The organism is Streptomyces sp. NPDC030245 (assembly GCF_055572995.1).
Genome location: NZ_JBVICF010000008.1, coordinates 57,273 through 70,367 on the forward strand (window position 1 = coordinate 57,273; position 13,095 = coordinate 70,367).

General features: G+C 70.6%; 15 protein-coding genes. 5 read left to right on the forward strand and 10 right to left on the reverse strand.

What is annotated here, in order from left to right:
* The 6 genes from ACZ4Z4_RS21885 to ACZ4Z4_RS21910 all read right to left on the reverse strand — a co-directional run bounded on the left by ACZ4Z4_RS21885 (nt 1) and on the right by ACZ4Z4_RS21910 (nt 4,872).
* Nucleotides 1-1,878: a glycosyltransferase family 2 protein gene (locus tag ACZ4Z4_RS21885; RefSeq protein WP_468329605.1), complete on the reverse strand. Its 1,878-nt coding sequence runs from the start codon at nt 1,876-1,878 to the stop codon at nt 1-3.
* 154 nt (nt 1,879-2,032) lie between these two features.
* Nucleotides 2,033-2,686, reverse strand: coding sequence for a TetR/AcrR family transcriptional regulator (locus ACZ4Z4_RS21890; protein WP_468329608.1), 654 nt, complete (start codon nt 2,684-2,686; stop codon nt 2,033-2,035).
* Complete coding sequence (locus ACZ4Z4_RS21895; protein WP_468330435.1) at nt 2,683-3,339, reverse strand: DUF4166 domain-containing protein; 657 nt, start codon at nt 3,337-3,339, stop codon at nt 2,683-2,685. Before ACZ4Z4_RS21895 ends, ACZ4Z4_RS21890 begins: the two co-directional genes overlap by 4 nt.
* A 29-nt stretch (nt 3,340-3,368) precedes the next feature.
* Nucleotides 3,369-4,085: a hypothetical protein gene (locus ACZ4Z4_RS21900; RefSeq protein ID WP_468329611.1), complete on the reverse strand. Its 717-nt coding sequence runs from the start codon at nt 4,083-4,085 to the stop codon at nt 3,369-3,371.
* A gap of 146 nt (nt 4,086-4,231) precedes the next feature.
* Nucleotides 4,232-4,525 carry an MTH1187 family thiamine-binding protein gene (locus ACZ4Z4_RS21905; RefSeq protein WP_468329614.1) on the reverse strand — a complete coding sequence of 98 codons (294 nt, stop codon included), beginning with the start codon at nt 4,523-4,525 and terminating at the stop codon, nt 4,232-4,234.
* The gene (locus ACZ4Z4_RS21910; protein ID WP_468329617.1) at nt 4,522-4,872 is read right to left on the reverse strand and encodes a DUF3817 domain-containing protein; all 351 of its coding nucleotides are present in this window, start codon (nt 4,870-4,872) and stop codon (nt 4,522-4,524) included. The genes ACZ4Z4_RS21905 and ACZ4Z4_RS21910 overlap by 4 nt, the downstream gene beginning before the upstream one ends.
* Before the next feature lie 167 nt (nt 4,873-5,039).
* Between ACZ4Z4_RS21910 and ACZ4Z4_RS21915 the strand changes: the two genes are divergently transcribed.
* From ACZ4Z4_RS21915 to ACZ4Z4_RS21930, 4 genes are all read left to right on the forward strand, one after another.
* On the forward strand, nt 5,040-5,678 hold the full coding sequence (locus ACZ4Z4_RS21915; RefSeq protein WP_468329619.1) for an AIM24 family protein: 639 nt from the start codon (nt 5,040-5,042) through the stop codon (nt 5,676-5,678).
* A 1-nt stretch (nt 5,679) separates the two neighbouring features.
* On the forward strand, nt 5,680-6,330 hold the full coding sequence (locus ACZ4Z4_RS21920) for an AIM24 family protein (RefSeq protein WP_468329622.1): 651 nt from the start codon (nt 5,680-5,682) through the stop codon (nt 6,328-6,330).
* A gap of 8 nt (nt 6,331-6,338) precedes the next feature.
* Complete coding sequence (locus tag ACZ4Z4_RS21925; RefSeq protein ID WP_468330438.1) at nt 6,339-7,133, forward strand: AIM24 family protein; 795 nt, start codon at nt 6,339-6,341, stop codon at nt 7,131-7,133.
* 118 nt (nt 7,134-7,251) lie between these two features.
* Nucleotides 7,252-7,728 (forward strand): MarR family winged helix-turn-helix transcriptional regulator, encoded by a 477-nt coding sequence (locus tag ACZ4Z4_RS21930; RefSeq protein WP_468329625.1) that lies wholly within the window; start codon nt 7,252-7,254, stop codon nt 7,726-7,728.
* 31 nt (nt 7,729-7,759) lie between these two features.
* Here ACZ4Z4_RS21930 and ACZ4Z4_RS21935 read toward each other — a convergent pair whose 3' ends face one another.
* Entirely contained in the window at nt 7,760-9,202 is a 1,443-nt protein-coding gene (locus ACZ4Z4_RS21935; protein ID WP_468329628.1) for a sensor histidine kinase, read from the reverse strand.
* A complete protein-coding gene (locus tag ACZ4Z4_RS21940; protein WP_468329631.1) occupies nt 9,199-9,864 on the reverse strand; it encodes a response regulator transcription factor in 666 nt (221 codons plus the stop codon). Before ACZ4Z4_RS21940 ends, ACZ4Z4_RS21935 begins: the two co-directional genes overlap by 4 nt.
* Nucleotides 9,865-10,020: 156 nt before the next feature.
* Between ACZ4Z4_RS21940 and ACZ4Z4_RS21945 the strand changes: the two genes are divergently transcribed.
* Nucleotides 10,021-10,740: a PepSY domain-containing protein gene (locus ACZ4Z4_RS21945; protein ID WP_468329634.1), complete on the forward strand. Its 720-nt coding sequence runs from the start codon at nt 10,021-10,023 to the stop codon at nt 10,738-10,740.
* An 84-nt stretch (nt 10,741-10,824) separates the two neighbouring features.
* Here the strand turns inward: ACZ4Z4_RS21945 and meaB are convergent, their stop codons facing one another.
* Nucleotides 10,825-11,781 (reverse strand): methylmalonyl Co-A mutase-associated GTPase MeaB, encoded by a 957-nt coding sequence (gene meaB / locus ACZ4Z4_RS21950; RefSeq protein WP_468329637.1) that lies wholly within the window; start codon nt 11,779-11,781, stop codon nt 10,825-10,827.
* Nucleotides 11,782-11,824: 43 nt separating this feature from the next.
* Nucleotides 11,825-13,027: an acetyl-CoA C-acetyltransferase gene (locus ACZ4Z4_RS21955; protein WP_468329640.1), complete on the reverse strand. Its 1,203-nt coding sequence runs from the start codon at nt 13,025-13,027 to the stop codon at nt 11,825-11,827.
* Between the last annotated feature and the right edge of the window lie 68 nt (nt 13,028-13,095).

Consider the following 13,095-nt stretch of genomic DNA (forward strand, 5'->3'; position numbering starts at 1 on the left):
TCAGTTCCCTCCTGTCGTCGTGCCGGTGGCGAACGCCGGCTCCGGCTCGCCCTCCGGGCCCTCGGCCCGCCGCCCCGGCTCGCTCCCTGCGCGCAGGCTCTGCGTCTCCGGCTCCCGCCGCCGCTCCCGCTGCCGCCGGGCCGCTCTGCGCTCCTTGGCGAGACCGAAGGCCCAGACGCCGACCGGGGCCAGCGAGACGCCCATCGCGAGGACCGACCAGGTGCGCATCGCCACATGTGTGTGGCCGAGCACGAACGAGGCGGCGAGCGACGCGCCGAGCACCACCGCCCAGAAGAGGTGGATCCGGAAGGTGAGCAGCCGGTCCGGGCTCGTGCCGTCGCCCTTGGGTGTGACGACGAAGCGGCTGGGGCGGCGCAGGACGGCCGCGCCGAGCGACTTGGCGTAGATGGGTGCGGAGAGCGCCGACATCGCCATGCCCGCGAGGCCTCCGGAGCCCTCGGGCTCGTGCGGGGACACGTTGTGCCTGCGGTTCCAGAGGTAGAGGCCGACCTGGAGGGCGGCCGCGTCGCTGTAGAGCATCAGCCAGACGGACGCGGCGACCTGGGTGCCGCTGGCCCCGAACCACAGGAACAGCACGCAACTCAGCACACCGAGCAGCCAGTTGACGGCCGTCATCGGGTAGTACACGAGCATCAGGGAGTACGAGAAGAGGCGTCCGGGCGGCATCGTGAACGGTGCCTTCCAGTACTGCTTGAACAGCGTCTCGTACGTGCCGCGCGACCAGCGCATCTGCTGCGTGAAGAAGTCCGTCCAGGAGGCCGGACCCTCGCCGACGGCCAGCACGTCCGGGGTGTAGACCGAGCGCCAGTGCTTCTTGGTGGCCGGGTTGCGGTGGCGGTGCAGCTCGAAGCCGGTCGCCATGTCCTCGGTGATCGAGTCGTGCAGGCCGCCGATCTGGGTGAGCGCGCTGATGCGGACGACGTTGTTCGTGCCGACGAACATCGGGGCGCGGTAGCGGTTGCCCGCGCGCTGGATGAGCGCGTGGAAGAGGAACTGCTGGGACTCCGCGGCCTTGGTGACGGGCGTCTCGTAGTTCCCGTAGACCTGCGGCCCCACGACGAAGGCGACGTCCGGGTCGCGGAAGTAGCCCATCATCCGCTCCAGGAAGTTGGGGAGCGGGACATGGTCCGTGTCGACGGAGGCGAAGAAGTCGTACTCGGCCTGGTGCATCGCCAGCCAGGCGTTGTAGTTGCCGTGCTTGGTGCGGGCCTTGTGGGGCCCCTTCTCGCGGTTCCACTCCGGCACGCCGTGCCGGGTGAAGTGACGCACCCCGAGCTCTTCGCAGAGGGCCTTGGCCTCCGGGGTGTCCCCCTCGTCCAGGAGCCATACGTCGAAGGGGCCCGGGTGGTGAATCCGGACGGCGCCTTCGAGCGTCGCCCGGACCATCGACAGGGGCTCCTTGCCCGGCACGTACGTGGTGAGGAACGCGACGCGGGTGCCGGCCTCGGGATAGACGGGTATCGGGTCCCTCGCCACCATCGTGGCGTGCGCGATCGAGACGACGTTCACGAGCATGAAGAGCTCGATCAGCCCGATCGCCACGAGCATCGTGATGTCCAGACCGATCAGCCAGCTGTCCGCGCCCTCGCGTTCGGTCCAGTGGGTGGGCCAGACGAGGTAGACCAGGAGGAGGCCGGTGAGGAGGGGGGCGAGGGTCATGAGGAGCACGGCGCGTATTCGGTGCGGTTCACTGGCGAGCAGCTTCCGGTACCGGACCCGGTACGCCCCGCTGCCCTGCCCGCCTCGGCCCCTTCCCTCTCCTTCTCCCTCGCCTTCGCCGCCTGCGCCGTCCGGCTCCGTGAGCGGTCCGGCGAGCGTGCTGTGGGTCTCGTAGTCGTAGCCCTCCGGCTGCCGCACAGCGCCCTCCAGGTTCTGGTAATCCAAACGAGCCGATACCCACACAAAAGTGGACTTTCCTCGGCGTGTCGAACGGGGTTCGCCCGTGCGAGGGGTTTTGGAGTGGGGGGTTGCGGAGGGGGTTGATGTGTGGGCGTGGAGGGGTGCCCCGAGCTTACGGGCGAGCCCGGCGCAACCGGTGACGGACCGCCCGCTGCGCGAGGGGCCCGAGGTCCTCGACCGCCGTGACGAGGACGGAGAGGTGCTCCAGGGAGTCGAGCGCCCGCTCGGCCCCCACCGCGTCCACCCCCTCGTACAGCTCCATGCCGACGAACGACGCCGCCACCGCCCGCGCGAGCCCCACGGGATCGACGAACTCGCCGAGCGGGGAGGCGGCGAGGACCCGCGTCAGGACCTTCTCGATCTCCGCGATCCAGAGGGCGAGCCCCGCCCCCGTGGCGGCCGCGAGCCGCGGCTGGGTCTGCGCTCCGGCGAGCAGCTGCCCGAGGACGGCGACGTGCCCCGCCTCGCGCTCCTCCTCGTGCATCTCCCGCCCGAAGGCGAGCAGTCCGGAGAGGGAGCCGATCCCGGCGAGGCGTTCGCGGTAGCGGGACACCCGCTGCTCCGTGCCGTACCGGCAGGCCTCCGCGAGCAGGTCGTCGACGGAGCCGAAGTGGTAGAAGACGAGCGCCTGGTTGACGCCGGCCGCCGCCGCGATGCTCCGCGCGGACGTCTTGGCGATGCCCTGCTCCGTGAGGGTCCGCAGGGCCCCGTCGAGGAGCTTGACCCGGGTCTCCTGGGCCTTGGAGGGATCCTTCGCGGCACTCACGCGCGCGCCTCCTCACGGACCGGGCGCAGCCCGGGCCTGACCCCGCACGTACGGACGTCGGTGTACGTCGCCGCGAAGGACCCCTCGTATCCGAAGAGCGGCCCGAAGTGCCGGTTGGTGACCCGGACCCGGATGCGGAAGCGTCCGGACGCCTCGTCGAAGGACTCCCGCACCTCCGCGTCGCCGCCGATCAGCGACGGGACGCGGCAGTCCACCGGGCCCTCCCGGAACCGGTGTGCGCCGGAGCGGATCAGGAGCGAGCCGTCGGGCTCGGCCCGCAGGTGCAGGTCGCTGGCGAGGTGCTGATGCGTGCCGAGGTAGTCGAGCACGTGGTCGCCCCCGGGGCCGAGGACCATCTGGGCGTCGAAGCGGCGGGGGCCGCCGGGCAGGTCGAAGGTGCGCACGAAGGTCACCGTCTCACGGCCGTACGTGTCGGTGTACGGCACGTTCTCGATGACGAAGGGCACGTTCCTGCCCTGGCGCGGGACGAGGATGTGGCGCGTGCCGCCGAGTGCGAGGAAGGGTTTCACGAAGCCCCGGCCGTGCCAGATGCGGTCCATCACGCCCCGGCCCGTGCAGGCCTCGCCGCTCGCCAGGCCGACGGAGAAGCGGCGCCGGAGCTGCGGGTGCAGCCGGTCGAAGTCGGCGCCCATCGCGGTGCGGAAGATCGATGCGGGCTGCTTCACGAGTGCTGCTCCTTGGGCGCGGCGAGCGGGGCGAGGGTGGTGAGGAGCCGCGGGTCGCGCGCGCGTGCCGGCGGGGTGCGCAGGCAGCGGCGGGCCGCCGGCGTCGTGGGCAGCGGCGGCAGCATCAGCATCAGGGCCGCCGTCGCCAGGGCCGTCATGGGGGCGAGGACGATCGCGGCCACGACGAGCAGGACGCGGGCGGTGAACTCCGCGACCGCGTGCAGGAGGGCGCGTTCTGGGGTGATGTCCCGCTCCAGCCAGAGCCTGAGGCGGTCGAAGGACCAGGCCGTCGCCCAGCCCATCAGGGGGCGCAGGACGGCGCGGTCGGCGATCTTCCCGACGCGGCCCCAGCGCGGGCGGTAGTCGTATCCGGTGAGGAAGCGGATGTCGCCGTCCGGCGTCGGTACGTAACGCCAGTAGCCGCTGCCCTCTTCGAGGAGGGAGAGCGGGTGCAGGCAGGCGAAGCGCAGGGCGGAGGTCCTGGTACCGTCGGGGCGCCGCTTCTCCCCCGCGGAGACTCCGGTGCCCGCGATGGCCAGGAAGGGCAGCACGCGCGTGGCGTACCGGAAGTGCTGCGGCTCGCCCTCCGCGCACGGCAGGTAGTCGATCTCGGTGAAGCGGAGGTCCCACCGCTGGTGCGAGCCGGGCTCCTGGGTGCGGGCCCAGAGGTCGTCCAGATCGGCGCGTATCCGTGCCTCGATGTACAGACCCACGACAAACCCCCACGTCAGCGCGTTTTTGAGCGACCGCTCAAACTGAAAGTACAGGTATTTGAGCAGTCGCTCAAGTAGCTCAAGCGGGAGCCGGGCACAGAAAAGCCCCCACCCAAAGGGCGGGGGCTTCTCGGAATGCGGCAGGGTTACGCGGACAGGTGGCGCTCCACCGTCTCCACCTTGGACGTGAGACCGTCCGTCACGCCGGGGCGGATGTCCGCCTTCATGACGACGGAGACGCGCGGCGCGCGCGCCTCGACCGCGGCGACGGCGCGCTTCACGACGTCCATCACCTCGTCCCACTCGCCCTCGACGGACGTGAACATGGCGTCGGTCCGGTTCGGCAGCCCCGACTCGCGGACCACGCGGACCGCGTCGGCGACGTACTCACCGACGTCCTCGCCGACCCCGAGCGGGGTCACGGAGAAGGCGACGATCATGCGTTGACGACGCCTTCCTTGCGGCCGCGCGAGGCGATGACCGCGGCCTCCGCCTCACGCTTGAGCTTGCGCTCGGCCATGAAGCCGCCGCCGGGGATGAACGAGAACGCGAAGTACAGCGCGCCGGTCCCGAGGTCCCACTTGGCGCGGTTCCAGGCGTCGAGCCAGAAGACCACGTACAGGACGAAGAGCACGCCGTGGATCGGGCCGAGCACCGGCGCCACGTTGAAGTCCTCGGAGACCGTGTACTTGATGATCGTGCAGACCAACAGCACGATCCAGGAGATGCCCTCGGGCACGGAGACCAGGCGGAGGCGGCGGAGTGCGGAAGCGGTTTTGATGTCCACGGGTCACCTTCGGTGGGACGGACGGCAGGCAGGGGCGGGGGCTCGTCGGCGTCGATCTTGTGAACGGACGCACAAGCGACCCCCATTGTGACATCGGGGTGTTCTCCGGGTTCGCTCAGGGCCCTTCACCCTGTTCTGGGTGGGTACGCGGCGGCTACCGTCGATTCGTGGCTACATTCCGGCTCCAGGGGAGCAGAGTGCTCGCCGTCGACATGACCGGCGACGCCGTCAAGGCGAAGAACGGCTCGATGGTGGCGTACGACGGCCAGATGGCCTTCAAGAAGATGACCGGCGGCGGTGAGGGCATCCGGGGCATGGTGACCCGCCGCGTCACCGGTGAGCAGATGACGGTGATGGAGGTGAAGGGGCACGGCACCTGCTGGTTCGCCGACCGCGCCACGGAGATCAACCTGGTGCGGCTGCGGGGCGAGAAGCTGTACGTCGAGGCGGGCAACTTGCTCTGCACGGACGCCGGCCTGCGCACCGGCACCAGCTTCACGGGCCTGCGCGGCGCCACCCAGGGGAACGGCCTGTTCACGACGACCGTCGAGGGCACCGGCCAGGCCGCGATCGTCTCCGACGGCCCGGCGGTGGCCCTGCGCGTCTCCCGGCAGTATCCGCTGACGGTGGACCCAGGGGCGTACATCGCACATCAAGGGGACGTCCGGCAGAGCTTCCAGTCCGGTGTCACCTTCCGCACCTTCATGGGCGAGGGCGGCGGTGAGGCCTTCCAGATCCGCTTCGAGGGCGACGGCCTGGTCTATGTCCAGCCGAGTGAGCGCACCACGATCGCCGGGGATGTGTGACATGCCCTTCCGTGAGATCAATTCGAAGATGGTCGAGGCGACCGTGCGGCCGGGCGCCAAGATCTTCAGCCAGCGCGGCGCCATGCTCGCCTACAAGGGAGACGTCTCCTTCACCCCGAACCTCCAGGGCGGACAGGGCGGTCTGGCGTCCATGATCGGCCGCCGGGTCGCGGGCGAGGCGACGCCCCTGATGACCGTCGACGGCAGCGGCACGGTCCTCTTCGGGCACGGCGGCCACCACATCCAGGTGATCACCCTCTCCGGAGACACGCTGTACGTGGAGGCGGACCGCCTCCTCGCCTTCGACGGCACGCTCCAGCAGGGCACCATGTTCATGGGCTCACAGGGCGGCGTCATGGGGATGGTGCGCGGCCAGGTCAGCGGTCAGGGCCTGTTCACCACGACCCTGAAGGGCCACGGCTCGGTGGCCGTCATGGCGCACGGCGGCGTCATCGAGGTCCCGATCACCCCTCAACGCCCCGTCCACGTCGACCCCCAGGCGTACGTCGCACACCACGGCGACGTGCGCAACAAGCTCTCCACCGCGCTCGGCTGGCGGGACATGGTGGGCCGCGGCTCCGGCGAGGCCTTCCAGCTGGAGCTGTCGGGGACCGGTGCGGTCTTCGTCCAGGCATCGGAGGAAAAGCTGTGATTCCGAACGTGTCGACCGCCGCGGGGGCGCCCGCCGTCTTCGACCCCCTGACCCTCCCCAGCGACGACAACGTCAACGCGCACACCTTCTGCGTGGAGCTCCAGGGAACCCAGTGGTTCCTCCAGAAGGGCAAGATGATCGCGTACTACGGCCGCATCGACTTCAACGGCATCGGGCACGGCCGTCTCGACCGCCTGGTCCGGACCAGTTTCCATTCGCCGCTGCACGCGAGCGACTGGGTCGTGGCGGACGGCCAGGGCAAGATGCTCCTCGCCGACCGGGCCTTCGACGTGAATTCGTATGACTTGGACGAGGGCAACCTGACCATTCGCTCCGGCAACCTCCTCGCTTTTCAGCCAACTCTCGCGCTCAAGCAGTCGATCGTTCCGGGTTTTCTGACGCTCATCGGCACGGGCAAGTTCGTCGCCGCGTCGAACGGCCCGGTGGTCTTCATGGAGCCCCCGATCCGCGTCGATCCACAGGCGCTCGTGGGCTGGGCGGACTGCCCCTCACCCTGCCATCACTACGACCACGGCTACCTCACGGGCGTGATCGGAGGCGTGCGGGCGCTGACCGGCATCGGCGGAACATCCGGCGAGGAGCACCAGTTCGAGTTCGTGGGGGCCGGCACGGTGCTGCTCCAGTCCACCGAGGCCCTGCTGCCCGAGCAGGCCACGGGCGAGGTGCCGCACCAGGGGGGCGTACCAGGCGGACGGGGCACTCCGGGGCAACCGGGTCAGCAGCCGGGGGCACCGCGCCTTCCCGGACAACTGGGGGACCTCCAGCGTCGCTTCGGGCTGTGAGCGGTAGTCTGCGGAGTGTGACGGCGAACGCCTGTGCCCCTCCGGGAGGCTGGTGGTGCGAGGCGCGTCACATCCCACCATTCGTTCACCTTTCAACTTCTTAGGTAGAATCGATTCCATGGAGACCGAGACGGCCCCGCAGTGGCTGACCGACGAGGAACAGTGCGCCTGGCGTACCCACGTGGAGGTCAACAGGATGCTGACATATCAGCTCGAAAAGGACCTTCAGCCGTTCAACCTGACCATGAACGACTACGACATTCTCGTTTACCTCTCCGAATCGGAAGAGCTGCGGATGCGCATGAGTGATCTTGCCGCCGCCACCCTTCAGTCCAAGAGTCGCCTGTCCCACCAGATCACCCGCATGGAGAACGCGGGCCTGGTGCGCCGCGAGAACTGCGAATCCGACCGGCGAGGGCTCTACACCGTCCTCACCGAGGAAGGCATGGAGACCATGCAGAAGGTGGCTCCGCACCACGTCGCCTCCGTGCGGCGGCACTTCGTCGACCTCATCTCCGCCGACTCCCTCGACGAGCTGCGCAAGGCCCTGACCCCGATCGCGGAGCACCTGCGCTCCCAGCGCGGAAAGCCCTGACCCGCTCCGCCCCGGCCGGCCGCACCGACCCTCACTCCGCCGACGACTGAGGGCAGGGCAGCCGGAGCTCGAACAGCGCACCACCGGACGGCGCCTCGCACACCACGAGCGTGCCGCCGTGCCGCACCGCCACGTCCCGCGCGATGGCGAGGCCCAGACCGGCCCCGCCCTCGTCGCGGGTCCGCGCGTCGTCGAGCCGTACGAACCGCTCGAAGATGCGCTCCCGTTCGCCCTCCGGCACGCCGCTCCCGTCATCGGACACCTCAAGCACCGCCCAGGCGCCCTCGCTCCGGGTGGTGACCGTGACACGGGAGCGCGCGTGCCGCTGGGCGTTGTTCAGGAGGTTGCCGAGCACCCGCGCCAACTGGCCGCGGGAGCCCGCCACTTCCACGCTCTTCAGCTCCGCGTGCACCTCGACGCGGTCCCGGGTGCGCTGCGACAGCTCCTCGCGGACGAACGCCGCCAGGTCGACCCGGCCCCCGCCCGGCTTCTCCCCCGCGTCAAGCCGGGCCAACAGCAGCAGATCCGCGGCGAGCTCCTGAAGCCGCACGGTGTCCTCGACCGCGCCGTCGACGTCCAGCAACTCCGGGTGGGCCGCGCCCACTTCGAGCTGGGTGCGCAGCGACGCGATGGGGCTGCGCAGCTCGTGCGAGGCGTCCGCCACGAACCGGCGCTGGCGCTCCACCGAGGTTTGCAGGGCGGTGAGCGTCTCGTTCGTGGTGCGGGCGAGCCGGGCGATCTCGTCGTGCGTGTCCGGCTCGGGCACGCGGCGCGCGAGGTCCTCCGACGCGGTGATCGCGGACATCTCCGCGGTGATCGCCGCCACCGGGCGCAGGGCGCGCCGCGTGACCAGCCAGGTGACCGAGGCGACGACCGCGAGGAGCAGTGGGAAGCCGATCAGCATGGACGTCAGCGCCGTCGACGTGGCGCTCTGTTCGTCGGCGAGCGAACCGCCCGCGTAGACCGTGAAGTCGCCCCGCTGCTCCGTGCTCACCTCGACGGCGGCGAACCGGTAGTCGGCGCTGTCGCCGTCGACGGTGGCGGACCCGGAGCTGTACTCGGCGTCCTCGTCGATCTCACCGGGCTCGGGCGCCTCACCCTTGTCGTCGGCGTCGTCACCCGCGCTCTCGCCGCCGGAGCGCGCGGCGGCTTTGACGGGCGCGACCGCGCCGGTCCCGGTGCCGCTGATCCGCTCCAGGTCGTCGCTGGCGGCGACCAGCCTGCCCTGTTCGTCGACGACCTGCACCGGGCTGTCGTCCTCGTCCGGCAGGTCGAGGTCGTCGAACGGCCGGCCCGCCACCAGCTGCGAGGCGACATCGCGGGCCGCGGAGTCGGCGCGGCCGTCCGCCTGGCCGGTGAGGTTGGCCCGCAGGGCGAGCAGCACGGCGGTGCCCGCGGCGAGCAGGGCGAGGGCGACGACCAGGCTCGCGCCGAGCGTGGCCCTGGCCCGCACCGATCCGAACAGCCGGCTCATCGCGGGGCCTCCAGGCGGTATCCGGCGCCGCGCACGGTCTTGATGAGGGCCGCGCCGAGCTTGCGCCGCAGCGTGCTCACGTACACCTCGACGATGTTGGGGTCGCCCTCGTACGCGAAGTCCCAGACGTGCTCCAGGATGTCGCCCTTGGACACGACCTCGCCGGCCCGCAGGACCAGCTGCTCCAGGACCGCGAACTCCTTGGCGGTGAGGGTGATCTCGTCATCGCCGCGGAAGACGCGGCGTGCGGCCGTGTCGACCTTGAGGTCGCCCAGGACGTGGACCGGTGACGGGCCCGCGGCGCCGCGGCGGCGCAGCAGCGCCTTCACGCGGGCGACGAGCACGACGTACGAGAAGGGCTTGGTGAGGTAGTCGTCCGCGCCCGTGTCGAGGCCTTCCGCCTCGTCGTACTCGCCGTCCTTGGCGGTGAGCATCAGGATCGGCACCTCGTTGCCCGCCGCGCGCAGCGTGGAGCAGACGCGGTAGCCGTTCATGCCGGGCAGCATGATGTCGAGGATCACCAGGTCGTACGAGCCCTCGCTCGCCCGGTGCAGTCCGTCGACGCCGTCGTGGACGACGTCGACGGCGTAGCCCTCGGCGGTCAGGCCCTTGGCGAGCGACAGGGCCAGCCGCTTCTCGTCCTCCACGATCAACAAACGCATGCGCTCAGGGTGGCAGAGCGAAGCTGAAGAGTTCTTCAGGCGGCTTCAGCGTGGGTTCAGGATCGCTCCGCCAGATTGGTCCTCGTCGCAGCAACAGCTCACAGCAACGGCTCGCGACGACAGCTCGCAGCAACAGACCGTCTCGGGAGGGACCTCATGAAGCGCAACATCGTCATCGCCACCGTCGCCGCACTCACGCTCGTCGGAGGTGGCACCGCCACCGCCCTCGCGGTCACCGGCGACGACGAGTCGAGCGCCGCCGACCGGTCGAGCGTCCAGCTGAAGGACCACGACCGCGGCGACGAGCGCGGGGACGACGACGGCAAGGACGACGACCGCGACGACGCCGCGGAGAACACCGCCGAGGCGAAGGCCGCCAAGGTGACCGCCGCCGACGCCATCAAGGCCGCCCTGGCCGACACCAAGGGCACCGCGGTCTCCGCCGAGCTCGACGACGAGGACGGCGGCCTGGTCTGGGACGTCGACATCCTGAACGGCAAGACGTGGCACAGCGTCGAGGTCGACCCGGGCACCGGCAAGGTCCTGGGCTCCTGGACGGAGAAGAACGACGCGGACGACGCCCGTGAGGACGCCGCCGACGCGGCCCGGCTGAACTCCGCGCTGAAGGGCGCCTCCGTGAGCGCCGCGGACGCCGCGCGGGCCGGTGCCGACAAGGGCACCGTGACCTCCGTGGACCTGGACGACGACGGCACGGCGACCGCCTGGAAGGTGGAGACGACGGGCGCGAAGGGCGCCGAGTCCGAGTACGACGTCGACCTGAAGACCGGCAAGGTCACCGCGGACCACTCGGACGACGACGACCACGACGACGACCACGACGGCCAGGACCACGACGACGACGGCTCCGACGACTGATCACAGGTCACCGCCCGCACAGCACCGCACCCCGCACCCACCCCCACGGCCCGGACCTCGCGGTCCGGGCCGCAGGTGTACGCCCTAGCTGTCCGTGAGCCCTTCGACCAGCTCGTCGGCGGCCGTGTACGGGTCCAGCTCCCCCGCCACGACGCGCTCCGCGAGCGCGGACAGCCGGAGGTCACCGTGCAGGGACCCGATCCGCTCCCGCAGCGCCGTCACGGCGATCGTCTCGACCTCCCGGGAGGCGCGGGCGACCCGCCGCTCGGCGAGGACACCGCGCTCCTCCATCCAGGCCCGGTGCTTCTCCAGCGCCTCCACGACCTCGTCGACGCCTTCGCCGCGCGCCGCGACCGTCTTCACGATGGGCGGCCGCCAGTCGCCCGGGCCGCGGGACTCGCCGAGGCCCAGCATGTGGTTGAGCTCGCGCGCGGTCGCGTCGGCGCCGTCGCGGTCCGCCTTGTTGACGACGTACACGTCGCCGATCTCCAGGATTCCGGCCTTGGCCGCCTGGATGCCGTCGCCCATGCCGGGTGCGAGGAGCACCACCGACGTGTCGGCCTGGGAGGCGATCTCCACCTCGGACTGCCCGACGCCGACGGTCTCGACGAGGATCACGTCGCAGCCCGCCGCGTCCAGGACACGGATGGCCTGCGGCGCGGCCCACGCGAGCCCGCCGAGGTGCCCGCGCGTGGCCATGGAGCGGATGTAGACACCGGGGTCGGACGCGTGGTCCGACATCCGGACCCGGTCGCCGAGGAGCGCGCCGCCGGAGAAGGGGGACGACGGGTCCACGGCGAGGACGCCGACCCGCTTTCCGGCCCGCCGGTAGGAGCTCACGAGCGCGGACGTCGATGTCGACTTGCCGACACCGGGCGATCCGGTGAGCCCGACCACGTACGCGTGGCCGGCGAGCGGGGCCAGCGCCGCCATCACTTCACGCAGCTGCGGAGACGCCCCCTCGACCAGTGAGATCAGCCGGGCCACGGCCCGCGGCCTGCCCTCGCGGGCCTGCGCCACCAGGGAGGGGACGTCCTGCATCACAGCTCCGTTCGCTCTGTACGGGAGAGGGCCGACGTGCGGGTCAGGCCTTGGCAACCTTCACGATCAGGGCGTCGCCCTGCCCGCCGCCACCGCACAGCGCGGCCGCGCCCACACCGCCGCCCCGCCGCTTCAGCTCCAGGGCGAGGTGCAGGACGATGCGTGCGCCCGACATACCGATCGGGTGGCCCAGCGCGATGGCTCCGCCGTTGACGTTCACCTTTTCCGATGAAACTCCGAGGTCGTTCATTGACTGCACCGCGACGGCGGCGAAGGCTTCGTTGATCTCGATCAGGTCGAGGTCGGAAACCGCCAGGCCCTCCTTCTTCAGCGCGTGCTGTATGGCGTTGGACGGCTGGGACTGGAGAGAGTTGTCCGGTCCCGCCACATTGCCGTGCGCCCCGATCTCGGCGAGCCAGTCGAGGCCCAGCTCCTCGGCCTTGGCCTTGGACATGACGACGACCGCTGCGGCACCGTCGGAGATCTGCGAGGCGGAGCCCGCGGTGATCGTGCCGTCCTTGGCGAAGGCCGGGCGCAGCTTGCCGAGGGACTCGGCGGTGGTCTCCGGGCGGATGCCCTCGTCCTTGGCGAAGAGCACCGGGTCGCCCTTGCGCTGCGGGATCTCGACCGGGGTGATCTCGGCCTCGAACAGGCCGTTCTTCTCGGCTGCGGCGGCGCGCCGGTGGGAGAGGGCTGCCACCTCGTCCTGCTCAGCGCGGCGGATGCCGAGCCGGGTGTTGTGCTTCTCCGTGGACTCGCCCATCGCGACGCCGTCGAAGGAGTCGGTCAAGCCGTCGTGCGCCATGGAGTCGAGCATCTCGATCGCGCCGTACTTGTATCCCTCGCGGGACTTGGGCAGCAGGTGCGGGGCGTTGGTCATGGACTCCTGACCGCCGGCCACCACGATGTCGAACTCGCCCGCGCGGATCAGCTGGTCGGCGAGCGCGATGGCGTCGAGGCCCGAGAGACAGACCTTGTTCACGGTCAGTGCGGGGACGTTCATGGGGATGCCCGCCTTGACGGCGGCCTGGCGCGCCGGGATCTGCCCTGCCCCGGCCTGGAGCACCTGGCCCATGATCACGTACTGGACCTGGTCGCCGCCGATTCCCGCGCGCTCCAGCGCGGCCTTGATCGCGAAGCCCCCCAGATCCGCACCCGAGAAGGACTTCAGCGAGCCGAGGAGACGGCCCATGGGCGTGCGTGCGCCCGCGACGATCACTGAGGTGGTGCCGGTCGTTCCTGCCATGTGCGACGACCCCTTGGGAGGAGAGGAGTTAACGAGGGTTTATCTGAATGTACTGAGCAGTACCCCTG

Coding starts and splice junctions, on each gene's coding strand:
- ACZ4Z4_RS21895 (WP_468330435.1), bottom strand. CDS start 3,339: ATGGGCGCCGACTTCGACCGGCTGCACCCGCAGCTCCGGCGCCGCTTC.
- ACZ4Z4_RS21905 (WP_468329614.1), bottom strand. CDS start 4,525: ATGATCGTCGCCTTCTCCGTGACCCCGCTCGGGGTCGGCGAGGACGTC.
- ACZ4Z4_RS21920 (WP_468329622.1), top strand. CDS start 5,680: ATGCCCTTCCGTGAGATCAATTCGAAGATGGTCGAGGCGACCGTGCGG.
- ACZ4Z4_RS21930 (WP_468329625.1), top strand. CDS start 7,252: ATGGAGACCGAGACGGCCCCGCAGTGGCTGACCGACGAGGAACAGTGC.
- ACZ4Z4_RS21935 (WP_468329628.1), bottom strand. CDS start 9,202: ATGAGCCGGCTGTTCGGATCGGTGCGGGCCAGGGCCACGCTCGGCGCG.
- ACZ4Z4_RS21940 (WP_468329631.1), bottom strand. CDS start 9,864: ATGCGTTTGTTGATCGTGGAGGACGAGAAGCGGCTGGCCCTGTCGCTC.
- ACZ4Z4_RS21945 (WP_468329634.1), top strand. CDS start 10,021: ATGAAGCGCAACATCGTCATCGCCACCGTCGCCGCACTCACGCTCGTC.
- meaB (WP_468329637.1), bottom strand. CDS start 11,781: ATGCAGGACGTCCCCTCCCTGGTGGCGCAGGCCCGCGAGGGCAGGCCG.
- ACZ4Z4_RS21955 (WP_468329640.1), bottom strand. CDS start 13,027: ATGGCAGGAACGACCGGCACCACCTCAGTGATCGTCGCGGGCGCACGC.